The organism is Bacillus luti, from assembly GCF_009739945.1.
Classification (GTDB): Bacteria; Bacillota; Bacilli; order Bacillales; family Bacillaceae_G; genus Bacillus_A; species Bacillus_A luti.
Genome location: NZ_CP040336.1, coordinates 4165046 through 4178214, shown reverse-complemented (window position 1 = coordinate 4178214; position 13169 = coordinate 4165046). Strand labels below are relative to the sequence as shown.

General features: G+C 33.8%; 11 protein-coding genes. All 11 read left to right on the top strand.

What is annotated here, in order from left to right; translation table 11 throughout:
* Nucleotides 1-196 precede the first annotated feature (196 nt).
* The 11 genes from dcm to dnaB all read left to right on the top strand — a co-directional run bounded on the left by dcm (nucleotide 197) and on the right by dnaB (nucleotide 12930).
* A complete protein-coding gene (gene dcm / locus EUC40_RS21195; RefSeq protein ID WP_156576510.1) occupies nucleotides 197-1480 on the top strand; it encodes a DNA (cytosine-5-)-methyltransferase in 1284 nt (427 codons plus the stop codon).
* 223 nt (nucleotides 1481-1703) lie between these two features.
* Nucleotides 1704-1934, top strand: coding sequence for a hypothetical protein (locus EUC40_RS21190; protein WP_156576509.1), 231 nt, complete (start codon nucleotides 1704-1706; stop codon nucleotides 1932-1934).
* 55 nt (nucleotides 1935-1989) lie between these two features.
* Nucleotides 1990-3870 carry a hypothetical protein gene (locus EUC40_RS21185; protein WP_156576508.1) on the top strand — a complete coding sequence of 627 codons (1881 nt, stop codon included), beginning with the start codon at nucleotides 1990-1992 and terminating at the stop codon, nucleotides 3868-3870.
* Nucleotides 3857-4702: a hypothetical protein gene (locus EUC40_RS21180; RefSeq protein ID WP_156576507.1), complete on the top strand. Its 846-nt coding sequence runs from the start codon at nucleotides 3857-3859 to the stop codon at nucleotides 4700-4702. Before EUC40_RS21185 ends, EUC40_RS21180 begins: the two co-directional genes overlap by 14 nt.
* A gap of 2 nt (nucleotides 4703-4704) precedes the next feature.
* The gene (locus tag EUC40_RS27345; protein ID WP_244322170.1) at nucleotides 4705-5472 is read left to right on the top strand and encodes a DUF6339 family protein; all 768 of its coding nucleotides are present in this window, start codon (nucleotides 4705-4707) and stop codon (nucleotides 5470-5472) included.
* A gap of 268 nt (nucleotides 5473-5740) precedes the next feature.
* Nucleotides 5741-6823, top strand: a complete 1083-nt coding sequence (locus tag EUC40_RS21170; protein WP_156576506.1) for a DNA sulfur modification protein DndB — start codon at nucleotides 5741-5743, stop codon at nucleotides 6821-6823.
* Nucleotides 6816-7883, top strand: a complete 1068-nt coding sequence (locus EUC40_RS21165; protein ID WP_156576505.1) for a DNA sulfur modification protein DndB — start codon at nucleotides 6816-6818, stop codon at nucleotides 7881-7883. The genes EUC40_RS21170 and EUC40_RS21165 overlap by 8 nt, the downstream gene beginning before the upstream one ends.
* A gap of 149 nt (nucleotides 7884-8032) precedes the next feature.
* Entirely contained in the window at nucleotides 8033-9184 is a 1152-nt protein-coding gene (locus EUC40_RS21160; protein ID WP_156576504.1) for a hypothetical protein, read from the top strand.
* Nucleotides 9185-9198: 14 nt separating this feature from the next.
* Nucleotides 9199-10035, top strand: coding sequence for a restriction endonuclease (locus tag EUC40_RS21155; protein ID WP_156576503.1), 837 nt, complete (start codon nucleotides 9199-9201; stop codon nucleotides 10033-10035).
* Between the two features lie 748 nt (nucleotides 10036-10783).
* Complete coding sequence (locus EUC40_RS21150) at nucleotides 10784-11644, top strand: DnaD domain-containing protein (RefSeq protein WP_156576502.1); 861 nt, start codon at nucleotides 10784-10786, stop codon at nucleotides 11642-11644.
* Nucleotides 11641-12930: a replicative DNA helicase gene (dnaB, locus tag EUC40_RS21145; RefSeq protein ID WP_156576501.1), complete on the top strand. Its 1290-nt coding sequence runs from the start codon at nucleotides 11641-11643 to the stop codon at nucleotides 12928-12930. Before EUC40_RS21150 ends, dnaB begins: the two co-directional genes overlap by 4 nt.
* Nucleotides 12931-13169 lie beyond the last annotated feature (239 nt).

Below are 13169 nucleotides of genomic sequence, written 5' to 3'. Positions count from 1 at the left end.
TCATATTGAATTTATTCAATATGAGTTATGTCCTTTATAATATTGATAAAGTGCGAATAGTTTTCTTAATTGGTACAGGCCAAACAAGGAAATACAAAAAAGTACGGTTCTTGAAATGTTATAGTTGATCTTTTCCTCACTTTTTATTATAATGAAGCATAGATAAATAAAATACCGAAAGGATGTTCGTGTATTTATGGTGAAAGTAGTAGAACTTTTCGCGGGAGTAGGAGGTTTTAGATTAGGACTAGAAGCAAACGAAAACTTTGAAGTTCTTTGGGGAAACCAGTGGGAACCCTCAACTAAAGCACAACATGCATTTAATTGTTATGCAACTCGCTTTGAAAATAAAGGAATACATGTAAATAGAGATATAGCTGAAGCTTGGCCGGAAATACCTGAGCATGATTTATTAGTAGGAGGCTTCCCTTGCCAAGACTATTCTGTAGCACGTACTTTATCAAATGAAAAAGGAATACAAGGGAAAAAAGGTGTTCTTTTTTGGGAGATAATGAACATAGTTAATTCTCGCAAGCCAAGATTTGTTTTGTTAGAGAATGTAGATAGATTATTGAAGTCACCAGCAAAACAAAGAGGTCGTGATTTTTCTATTATGCTGGCTAGCTTTAGAGATGCAGGTTATGTAGTGGAATGGAGAGTCATTAACGCTGCGGATTATGGGAATTCACAAAGAAGACGAAGAGTATTTATTTTTGCGTACTTAAAAGAATCTCATTTCACATCTGTTCAAAGTAAAATGAAGCCGTTAGAGATATTGTGTGAAAATGGATTTTTCGCTCCGATTTTTAAAGTGCATGAAGCGCCTGAGGAAAACAAAAAAAGAGGACAATTTGAGTTGCCGGTCGATATTATTGAGGTTTCTGATACATTTAAAGCTGAATACTATAATTCCGGCGTAATGATGGATGGACAAGTATATACGGAAGAAGTAGTTCCGGTAATTGAAAATCCAGAGACTTTAGGTGAAGTTGTTCAAAAAGTATATGATAAATTTGGTCCTGCAGATGAATCATATTATTTGAAAATGGATAAGGTTAACAAAAAGGGAAGAACGGAATTTGAGGAACTGAAGTATCTTAAAGGTCCTAAAAAAGAAGAAAGAGTATCAAAGGCGACAGGTCATAAATATTTCTATTCTGAGGGAGGAATGGCTTTCCCTGATGATTTAGATAAGCCTGGACGTACAATGTTAACAAGTGAAGGAACATGTAATAGAAGTTCCCATGTAATTGAAGATCCTTATACAAAAAGACTAAGATATTTAACGCCAGTTGAATGTGAGTTGTTAAATGGCTTCCCAATGGACTGGACGAATACAGGAATGCCACAAAGAAACAGATACTTTTGTATGGGAAATGCCTTAGTGGTTGATTTGGTGAAGCAAATGGGGCAAAGGATTTTAGAGATTAATCAGGAAGAGGAGAAGATGAAGGATTTTGTGCAGTTGAGTTGGTTTTAGTAATAAAAAAGAAGTAGATTAAATATTTAATCTACTTCTTTTTTATTTATACTAGTCATATGGAGATTCAGAATTCGATATTATCACTAATATTTTAATAATGGCTTATAAATCAATAATATATACTCTATATTTTAAAAATATAGAGTATATATTATTGATTTAATTTTGAAAACGTTATATTGTATATTTAACAGATAAATATATGAGGAGGTTGTTAAATATGGCTGAGATTTCGGAAACTAAGCATGAGCGTTTTAAAAGAATTGCTGAGGCAAGGACAAATAAAATATTGAATATGATAGAGTTGCTGGGCAATTGTGCTAATACGCACAACTATGAATATACAGCAGAAGATGTTAGGAAAATCACGAAAGCAATTGAGCAAGAGGTGCAACTTATGAAAAATAAATTTGCTCAAAATCTTCAAAAAAATAAAGGATTTAAGCTGTAGATAAGTTTGTAAAATATGAGGTTGTAGAGAGATTAGTAATTATGGGGGTTGTTGTATGTCTTATTGGCATTTTCCGTCTGTTTCTGGTGGGAATATAAATTCTATAAATGATGCTGGATTAGAAATTTTTCGTGGTAATGCTATAAACGCGTTGGCTAGAGAGGTAATTCAAAATGTTTTAGATGCTATAAAAGATAAAAGTGAGCCAGTGACTGTGGATTTTTCTTATTTTATGTTGGAAGATTTTCCTGAAGAAGAAGAGATATATGCAGTGTTTAATAAATGTAGGGAGACATGGGAAGGGAAAAATAAAAAAAGTGAGGATTTTAGTAATCAAGCTTTAAGTATTATTAAACAGAAACAAATCCCTTTTCTTAGAATTAGCGATTTTAATACAAAAGGGTTAGAGGGTGCGAAAACGGCGGAAATTGGCTCTCCATGGAGTTCTTTAATTAAAGAATCGGGTTCATCAAATAAAGGAGATAGTTCTGGCGGTAGTTTTGGAATTGGAAAGGCGGCACCTTTTCTAGTATCAGATATTCGTACACTTTTTTATTCGAGTTATGCTATAGATGGCTATAAGTCTCATATTGGTGTTTCTAATATTATGTCGTTCCAAAAAGAAAATGATGAGATAACTTTAGGGAAAGGATATTATACGAATGATAATTGTTCTAATGCAATAGAAGGTCTATTAAATCTAGATCCGTCTTTCCAAAGGGAAGAAATAGGAACTGATATTTATGTTGCATCTTTTAATCCTAAGGGTGATTGGAAAGAGGATATAAAGTACTCAGTAGTAAATAACTTTTTTATTACTATCTATGAGAAGAAATTAATTGTTACAATAGATGGTTTTACAATTGATGATAAAAACATTGGTGAGCTTATTTCTAAATTGGATGATACAGAAGAAAATAGGGTGTTAAAGAATTACTATAAATTATTGGAATCGGATAAAGTAAGGAGCTTTTTATATCCAGCTAAGAAATATAAAGATGGCAGTGTTTTTGCGAATGGCGAAGCGGAATTATACTTAGTAGATGGCGAAGGGTTGAATCGACGGGTATTAATGACGAGGGAAACAGGTATGCATATTTATGAGCAAAAAAATGTAAGTGGTAGTATTTCGTTTACTGGATTATTAAGAATAACAGGGGAAAATATGAACAAGGTTTTTAAAGAGATGGAAAATCCAGCTCATAATGAATGGGAACCGAAAAGGTGTAAGGATCCAAAGCTTGCAGAGAAAATTTTGAAAGATTTACGAAAATTTATTAGAAGTACTGTAAGAGATACATATATAAAGGCAAACACAGATGTAATGGATGCTGTAGGGCTAAGTGATTTTTTACCAAATAAGAGTCTATTGTTAGATTCAGGGGTAGAGGAAAGAGAATCTATTTCTTCAAGAGTAAAGTCAATAAAATTCTCTAAAAAAATAGAAGGGCCATCTAAAAAGAAACCAGAATCTAAGAAGAAGAGTGATATTGAACAATTGATTCAGTTAGTAGGTGCTGGGGAGGAGGACCTTGTTGAACAAGGCAATGAAATTACAGATAAAAAGGGTCACTTTCATAGAAAGAAAGAAGAAAGAGAAGTGAAAACAAAAAAAACTGTAAAAAGTGTTCAGGTATCTTCTCAGCATAAATATTTATGTACTGATAAATTGTTAGGTAAATATAGATTTCAAATTATACCTAATCAAGGCATTCGGAGTGGGAAATTGGAGTTTACTGTGATTGGTGAACAAAGTGAACTGAATTTACCTATTAAAAATGCATTCTTTACAAATGAATCTGTAATTGTTGAGAGTATATCTACGAATACAGTGATTTTTAAATCTAAAAATAAAAACAAGGTGTTAGAATTAGAAGTTGAAATTGATTATTCGGAATATTGCGCAATGGGGGTAGCTGTTTATGAAAATAAGTAATTCCTATCCGTATCCTGTATTATATAAAGAAAATGATGATTACTATCATTCTGATTTTGAAGTGGAATTTAAAGTAGATGATTCTTTTGGAGAATTAAAGATAAAAGGGCAATTTATTTTGCAAAATGAGGGTATACAAAATCTAATTGAAAATGAAATGGCTACTTTTATGGTGCATATGGAGTGTCCACAGACAAGTTTTCGAAAGACTTATTTATCCAAAGGAGAAACTATTCTAATTTCTGTAAAAAACCATTATTTAAGAGGGAAAGTCTTTGTGCATTCCTTTGTCATTGCGCAAAAAAAGATTTCAAATTATACGAATCAATTATTGAATGAGTGGTACAAAGATACTTCCATTAATTTTGAAAAAGGAAACTTTTTGGCGATTGGTAATGCGATTGAAGTAATGTTGTTAGAAGAGAATATAGAGCATATGAACTTGCCATCCATTGTTTCAATTTATAAATCTAAAGAGAAAGAAATTATGGAAATAGAGTTACATGCTCATAATATAGGGATTATGTTGCCTGAATTTGAATATGAACAGTATGAACAATCGGCAAATTCAATGTTAAAAAATACTATTCTTTCTCTTATAATTATGCCCTGCCTTTTAGAGGTGTTTTCTCGAGTTGCTGAAAATAAAGAAGAATATGAAGAATACACATGGTATCAAGTGATAGAGAGGTTATTTAGAGAAAATGGACATAGCATAAGTGATGTAGGTAGTGATAGCCTTTCAGCTTTAGCCGCAGCACAGTTAGTTTTGCAAAAGCCACTGAAAACTAGTTTTGAAGAAATAGAGAAATTTCATAGGCTGGGGGATTGAGGATGAAGTTACAATTTATTTCAGAGGATACGCTTCAAGATTTACGAATGAACTTTAATGATTATAAAGGGGTTTATTACCAAAAAGATGATACGTGGTTTCGAGAGTATTTTTCGCATGAAGGCAGAGTAATTGAGTCAAATATAGAGTTTGAAATGCCGGAGTTGAGCTTTAATGAAGATTATGTCATAAGTGATCGTGAAAATGTAAAGCTAGTGTATTCTGCTCTAAAACATTTAACTTATTCACAAGCCACACAAGAAAGACTATGGGCGGGGCTTATTCATCTTCCATTTCGTGAATTTGCTTATTATCGCCTGCAGAATGAATTGCAAGAAGAGAATGATAATAGAATTAGTACAGCTATGTTTTTTAAACATGGAGTAAAACGTTCTCTTTTTGTTCATATATTAGCAAGACTTTGGTGGGTTGGATATATGACTTATGATGAAGAGAATCAGGAAAATCCGTTTTGGTTGACAGATTTCTTTTGTGAAAAAGACTTTTCTGCAAGAGCGATAGTGTTTTTTTCTAGTAATTTTACCTCTAATCGTAATATTACTATTGGAATATTGCGAGCTATTAAATATCTTGAACAAGAAGGATGTAAAGTGAAGAGAGAGTTTTTTGTTCAAGCGAATAGATATTTAAATATCTTAGGTGGTGCAATGATTTTAGATATGCTAAGTGCAGAAGAAGTAGAAGAGATGGTAATCAAACATTTAGTGGAGCATTTAGGGTTGGAGCATATTAAACTTATTTCTGTTTAGGTATAGTTATTGAGTAGGTGAATTTAATTTTTATTCTTTATGAATAAGGAAGAATGATATACAAAAGAAAAAAATAATCTGAAAAGGTTGGTTGAATCGAAGGGATTAAACCAACCTTTTCATTTGAAAGTGAAAAAATGTAAAATAGCTATATTGAAGTTTAAAAATTCTGATTAATTAGATAAAAATATCTTTAAAAGTGTTATAATGACTATAAGAGAAACCACAGACGTGAAAATAACTAAAAATAAGTAAGGGGGAATTTCAAATGGGGATAGATTTTACAACACTTTCGGCTAAGCCTCACTATATATCTTTAAATGGGATTAAAGGTAATCAATTTGGACATAATGTTATATCCTTACAATGTACAGTGGATAATGTACTGAAATTTTTAGAAATTGATAAAAGTGTTCAGAGGGAGAGGAATGAAATACATGTGGCTGAAATATCTAAATATATTCAATATGGTCTGGATGGTAACGATATTTACTTTCCGCCTTTAATTTTTTCAGCCAGAGGTGTGGGAGAGTTTACGGAAAATAAATTCAATTTAGGAATGGATGATAAGTTAGTGATACTAGACGGACAGCATCGTATTAAAGCTTTCGAGTCTATTCAAAGTAGATTGTCCAGTAGGGAAGATGTATTTAGTAGGGAAAAGCTAAAAAAACTAAATAGTTTTCCTTTAACTTTACAGATATTTACGGACTTAACTGTTGAGCAGGAACGGCAATTATTCACAGATGTAAATACAAAAGCATCTAAAGTAAGTAATACATTATTAGTTATGTATAAGGAAGGGGATCTAGTAGGTCAGTTGGCGAAGGAAATTATCTTTAGTCACCCTTCAATAGCAACTGAAAGATTTGAAATTCGATCTAGAGGCACTCGGAAAAAGTTAATGACCGCATCTACATTATATAGTGTAATTATTACGCTAAATGATGGATTATTTTATTCAAATGGCGTAAAGGGGTACATTAATAACGAAAATTATCGCTTTTATAAAAAGAATACAGAAGAATTTTTGAATCAATTGGTAAAATATGCACCTGAATTTGCTGTAGATCGAAATAAATATGTGATTTTTATTCCTCAAGTCATTATTGGTTTAGCAAAGTTTATTTATAACATAATATCTAATACACCAGGAATCTCAATGGAGTATTTGTTTGAAAAGGTAATTAAAGGATTTGACTGGTCGCAGAAAAACAAAATCTTTAAGCAACTAGGGATCTCTTTCAATCCCTCTACAAAAAAGTATAACTTTTCAAGTGGCTCTAGAGCGAGTAGGAATATTGCTAATCACTTAGAGGAATTGTTTAGAAAGGTGGAGGCAAATGTTTAATGTGAAACTAAGAGGAAATATAGGTGTGACTAACTCAAATAAAGATAAGGCTATGATGACAACTCAAATCAAAGTGAAGGATATTTTAAATATTCATCGGATAGATTCAACAGTTAACAGAGATCTGAATTATAGTAGGTTACCTAATTTAACTAAATATATAGATGGTATAGATTCTGAAATTGGAATATATTTACCTGCCATTGTGTGTTCTTTTAATGAAGATCCTACTCCGTATTATAATAAACAAACAATGGAATTAGAGTTACCGCTAGATTCAAGATTGGTCATAATAGATGGGCAACATCGTATAAAAAGCTTAGAAAGGTTTATTGCTAATAAGGGGGTTAGTGTGGATAGGAGGGAAGAAGTTTTAGAGAGTTATATGACTTTACAACTATATTTCGGCTTGTCTAAGGAAGATGAAAGAAGATTATTTGCAGATATAAATTCTAATTCAAAGAGAATATCAATGTCATTGGTTACTAATTTTGATACAAGAGATATTCTCAATATATTAACTAAAGAATTATATAGTCTTTGTCGACCACTAAGGGGTGCAGAAGTAGAGTTTGTTAAAAGTAAAATTGTAAGACCACAAAACAATCAATTTTGTACAAGTGTTAGGCTGAAAAAGATTATTAGTTTTTTGTTTTTTGGTAAAAAAACGGCAAGTAAAAGGGAAGAGGAGCTGATAAAGCAGCAATATGATGAAATAATCGTTTTCTTAGATAAGTTTTTTACGAATTTATTTGACGTTTTTCCACAGGTACCAGGAGACGTTATACAGTATGTGTTAGGTCATGAATCAATACAATATGCGATAGCTTTATACTTGCATAGCAAAATAATGGTGAATAATGATGAGGGAGTAGAGTGGGCTGATTTATGGGAGGAAGAAGTAGATAAGTTAAATAATATAGATTGGTCAGTAAGAAATTCTATTTGGCAACCGTATATGTTAGTTGCTAGGGCGGGAACACGTCATGAATTTAAAGCTTTTGTAGATGGTAATTACAGAGATTTATTAGAGGTCTTAGAGCAACAAACATCTTCTTAAAACTGTACATTAAATAGAATGATAAATTCTAATGGTACAAAATAATTTAACGCGGAACTGTCACGAATAAATAAAGAAAATGCAGGTTATATAATTTGTAGGGGAAAGTGTAATCAGAGTTAAATTCTTGTAATAAGAGGTGGAATTAAGTGATTTTAATTAATAAAGAAATTAAGATTAAAGATATACTGCTAGACCCGTTTAATCCTAGATTTGGTGAAGATTCATCCTATGACACACAAGAGCGAATAAAAAACAAAATTTTTAAAACAAGGGCTGCAAAGGAACTTTTAACAAGTATGCAGCAGAATATTAAATGGGTAAGTCGTATTGTGGTAAGAGAGATTGATACATTATCAGGGGAAAAGAGGTCACACTTTGATAGTGAAGATGCTAAATATATAGTTGTGGAAGGGAACAATAGATTAGCCTGTTTAAAGAGTGGTAAGATAGATAGTTATAATGAAGACAGTGAAATTCCTGTTTTACTAGCGGTAAAAGAAGAGCAAGAGGATAGTGATAACTTTGAAATGGATTTAAAAGTTACACAGGGTATTGCAAATGTTATGGTTGTAAAACAGTGGAGTGACATATCTAAAGCAAAGCATTTATATGAATTGTGTACAAGCAAACTTAGAAATGGGAATAAATCTTTTGCCGCAATTATAAGGGAAACATCTTTAGAGTTAGGCATGTCTAGTAATGATGTAAGAAAATCAATATTAAGATATACTTTTTTTCAAGAAATAAATAATATTAGTGACACACTCTTAGATAGATATTGGGGATATCTTGAAGGATTAGACAAAAATAAGGAATTGCGAGCCTTTTTTGGCTTGGTGGAAGAGAAATTAGAGTTTGAGTGGACGTTTGATGAAGAGACGTTGTTAGATTTGTATCCCGATTCAGATTTAAAAAGGGAATTATTAATTGATATGCCTTCAATTATTGAAAGCGCTGACAAGGATGGGCTTAATACTAAGCAATTCAGAGATGCTTTGGTTCATATTGTGAATAAAAATAGTAACAATCTAGAAGATGTAAAAGTGGAATTATTTAGTCTAACACAAAATGATAGAACAATTAAATGGACTACAATATATGAGAGTATGAAAGAGGACTCGGGTATATCTCAAGAAGAACAATGGAAAGCTAAATTAAAGGCGATACAAAAAGAATTGACTGTAACACCATTAACAGCTGATTGGATAATTAATATAGAGGAAGAGCTCATAAGAATAAATAAAATAGTAACAGAGAGCATCGAAATGCTTAAGGTAAAGAAAAAATTAATTAAATGAGTTGATAGATTGCTATGGAAAGATTGATACTTCCAATTAAAAAGAAGATAAGTAAATATATAATGGAGAATTTCAATGATGGAAAAATAGAGCTCTCGGATTATCTGGTTGAAAAAAGGCAGGAAATAGTTAAAGAACTAAAATTAAATATAGAACCAGATGAAATAATATTTACAATTGCAGATACTAATAGTTTGGAGTTTCTCGAATTTGTTAAAGTTCTTAAAGGTGAGATTAGAAAAGCAAGTGGTAGAAGCAAGGTGAATTTAATATCTGATCATCTTACTTACTATATTGAAAATTCTATTCTTGGTAGCAGTGTTAATGGTAGATTAAAACGAGTGTTAGAAGACAAATTAGGCGAAGTTAGTAAATGGAAAAATGGACATACTATATATGAGAAATTCTGTGCATTATTTTTACAGGATTTTAAGTATAGTAACATTAATGTTACTGCTAGTTCAAATGATTTAGGAGTTGATATTATCGGGGAATATATTTTTAGAGAGGAGACTAATAATCTTTTGTTAGAGTTCCTATTACCTCGAAAAATCTCTCTTTTATCACAAGTGAAATTTTATAACACTTTAGTAGATACAAGTTATATTAGAAAATTAATAGGTGATTCTCTTTTTATAAGGTTTGATAGAGAAATTTATCCTAATACTAGACATAATCCCGTGTGCTTAATTTTTTTTAGCTATGTAGGTTTTACTGAAGAAGCAAAGAAATTTGCTCAGGATAATAAAGTTTGCCTTATAGAATCTAATTTTATGCTTGATTTAATTTGTAGTGAGGAAAACTGTGTAGGGCTGAAGTCTGTAGAGTTTCTGTTGAATGTGACCTTATAATAAATGTAAAAAGTATTCATATAAAGTATATTTTTATAAACCACAATGGATTGTACATGAGGATTTTTCGAGGGATTATTTACCAAAAATAGAGAATGGGTGTATGTAATGTTTAGGTAAGATGTATAAATGTTAAATACTAGTGACTGTTCAAATAGTATATAGAATGGACGTTTCCTTGTTCCTTTGGTACAAAAAGATATTGTATTTCTTATAATAAGTATCAAAAAAGCAAAAATACTTAGTTAAGCTAAGGCAGTACTAAGACAAAAAATTGGAATTAATCTTGGTAAAAAAATTTTGTTCATACGCTCTGTAAAATGTAAGAGTGCATACATGAAACCTTATTAAATGCCAATTTGATAAGGTTTCTATAACTATGTTATTACCGAACTCGAACTAGCGCTCTTAACCTTAGAGGTGAAATTTGTATTTCTTTTACTTTATTTGTCTTCTAAGTCTCTCAAAACGTTGCCTACAAATCAAAAAAGATAAAATCCGCTATGAAAGACTATCAGCATGCTATTACTTTTCTGAAGTAACCGATAACTAACCCCTCCGAAGCCCCTTACAAGCCCCTACCAAGTAATAAATCACTAAGAAAAAACATAACAAAAACAAAAACAACTACAAACACCGTAGTAGTAGTCAAAAAAATTTTGAAATAACACGCCCAAAACCCGAACCTCCCGCCTATATATATTACAAAGGGGCTTTTACATTTTGAATGGGGACGGGAGGAATTTGGATGGCGGTGTATCGTAATGTGCAGGTGAATTTTTGGCAGGATGATTTTGTTTTGGATTTGACGCCGGAGGAGCGGTATTTTTATGTGTATTTGTTGACTTGTTCGAAGACGACGCAGTGTGGGATTTTTCCTTTTCCGAAGCGGTTAGCTGAGATGGAGACGGGTTATAACAGGGAGACTGTTGATAAGCTTGTGCAGCGGTTTGTTGATTATGGGAAGGTTCTTTATGATGCGGATACTCGGGAGTTATTCGTTTTGAATTGGCTTCGTTATAATCCGGTGACGAATACGAATGTGGAGAAGTGTGTGCTTCGTGAGCTTAAGGGTGTGAAGAATAAGGAGTTTGTACATATGTTTCTTCAGAAGTGTGCGGAGGAGGAGATGAATGTTCCGATGTTGTTAGCGCATTTCGGTATGCCTGGTGATTTGGCTATGGATGATGTAGAGCCGGATTGTGAGGAGGCAGAGGAAGAAGAGGTTATAGAGGAAGAAACGGGAGGTCGCGTGTTTTCTTTTTTTGAGCAACATTTCGGTAGTTTGTCTCCTCATACGGTAGAGGAATTGAGTGCGTGGATGGATGATTTGTCAGAGGATCTTGTGCTGAAGGCTCTTCAAATTGCGTTTGAGAATAATAAGCGGACGGTTGCTTATGTGAAGGGAATTTTGAAGGGGTGGCACGGGAAAGGGTTTACGAAAGTATCTGAGGTTGATGCGGATATGGCGAGCTTCCGGAAGAAGGGGTCGTCTGTTAGTACGGGGGAGACGGAGCATTTTTTGGCGAAGTGTGAGGAGTGGGAGAAGAGTGTGCCGTCAGAGGAAGAGTTGCAGCGCTTTTTAGCGGAGCGTGGGTGGCGGCCATGAGTATTCAAAATGTGGAGGCGGAGAAGACGGTGTTAGGTTCTCTATTAATTGATGGAGAGCTTATTAAGGAGTGCCGTTTGACGGAGCAGTATTTTTCTATGCCGGTGCATAAGTCTATATTTCAGTTAATGCGAAAGATGGAAGATGAGGGGCAACCGATTGATCTTGTGACGTTCACTTCTAGAGTGGACCCGAAGTTTTTGAAGGGGATCGGGGGACTGGCGTATTTTATAGGGTTAATGGATGGTGTGCCTACTACTGCCAACTTCTCGTATTATGAGGGGCTTGTTCGAGGTGCCTGGAAAATGTATCAGGCTGGTGTTCTCGGGCACAAGATGGGAGAGCGTCTTATTGCGGAGAAGAGTGAGAAAATTATTGGTGAGACGATTACGGCACTTTGCGAGTTAGAGGAGAAGGACTGTGTATGTGAGTTTGATTTGAAGGATGCGTTAGTTGGTTTGTATGAGGAGCTGCATCAAGATGCAAAAGAGATTACGGGGATTGAGACTGGTTATACATCGCTAAATAAAATGACGTGCGGATTGCAGGAAGGTGATTTTGTCGTTCTTGGTGCGCGTCCTTCTATGGGGAAGACTGCGTTTGCGCTAAATGTTGGCATGTATGCGGCGAAGTCTGGAGCGGCGGTTGGATTGTTTTCGTTAGAGATGAGTAGTAAGCAATTGTTAAAGCGGATGGCGTCTTGTGTAGGGGAAGTGTCAGGAGGTAGGTTGAAAAATCCGAAGCACCGTTTTGCGCTGGAAGATTGGGAAAAGGTGAGTCAGGCGTTTGCGGAGATTGGTGAATTATCACTTGAAATTTACGACAATGCAGGGGTTACGGTGCAAGATATTTGGATGCAAACGCGTAAGTTAAAGAGGAAGCACGGTGATAAGAAGCTTTTAGTTATAGTAGATTATTTGCAGCTTATTACAGGTGATCAAAAGCATAAGGGCAATCGATTTCAAGAGATTAGTGAGATTTCTCGTAAGCTTAAGTTATTAGCACGTGATTTGAATGTTTGTGTAGTGGCGTTGTCGCAATTGTCTCGTTCTGTAGAGTCGCGTCAAGATAAGCGCCCTCTTTTATCTGATTTAAGAGAGACAGGACAAATTGAGCAAGATGCGGATGTCATTATGCTTATGTATCGAGAGGATTATTATGATAAGGAAACGATGCAGAAAGAGATGACGGAGATTCATGTGGCAAAGCATCGAAATGGACCTGTGGGCAGTTTTAAACTAAGATTTTTGAAGGAGTATGGGCAGTTTGTGGAGAATGGAAAGTAGCGCATATTCGTTTGGATGATGCGGATGTGGAATAGCATATGTAAAAGTTGTAATTACAATAAAGAAGGGTAGTTGTGTAAGGTGCTTACATAACTACCCTTCTTTTGTGTATGTTTAAAAACAATATTTGTTATTTATTGTAATTTATCCCGCTTTAATGGGCAGTAAGACCCCCACCTCAAAATTCAGCGAAAGCAAAGAAGTTAGGTGGGGGATCAACTGCCCATAAAAGTCCGATT

Excerpts from the sequence above, each read along its gene's own strand:
- dcm (WP_156576510.1), top strand. The coding sequence starts at position 197 with ATGGTGAAAGTAGTAGAACTTTTCGCGGGAGTAGGAGGTTTTAGATTA.
- EUC40_RS21190 (WP_156576509.1), top strand. The coding sequence starts at position 1,704 with ATGGCTGAGATTTCGGAAACTAAGCATGAGCGTTTTAAAAGAATTGCT.
- EUC40_RS21185 (WP_156576508.1), top strand. The coding sequence starts at position 1,990 with ATGTCTTATTGGCATTTTCCGTCTGTTTCTGGTGGGAATATAAATTCT.
- EUC40_RS21180 (WP_156576507.1), top strand. The coding sequence starts at position 3,857 with ATGAAAATAAGTAATTCCTATCCGTATCCTGTATTATATAAAGAAAAT.
- EUC40_RS27345 (WP_244322170.1), top strand. The coding sequence starts at position 4,705 with ATGAAGTTACAATTTATTTCAGAGGATACGCTTCAAGATTTACGAATG.
- EUC40_RS21170 (WP_156576506.1), top strand. The coding sequence starts at position 5,741 with ATGGGGATAGATTTTACAACACTTTCGGCTAAGCCTCACTATATATCT.
- EUC40_RS21165 (WP_156576505.1), top strand. The coding sequence starts at position 6,816 with ATGTTTAATGTGAAACTAAGAGGAAATATAGGTGTGACTAACTCAAAT.
- EUC40_RS21155 (WP_156576503.1), top strand. The coding sequence starts at position 9,199 with ATGGAAAGATTGATACTTCCAATTAAAAAGAAGATAAGTAAATATATA.
- EUC40_RS21150 (WP_156576502.1), top strand. The coding sequence starts at position 10,784 with ATGGCGGTGTATCGTAATGTGCAGGTGAATTTTTGGCAGGATGATTTT.
- dnaB (WP_156576501.1), top strand. The coding sequence starts at position 11,641 with ATGAGTATTCAAAATGTGGAGGCGGAGAAGACGGTGTTAGGTTCTCTA.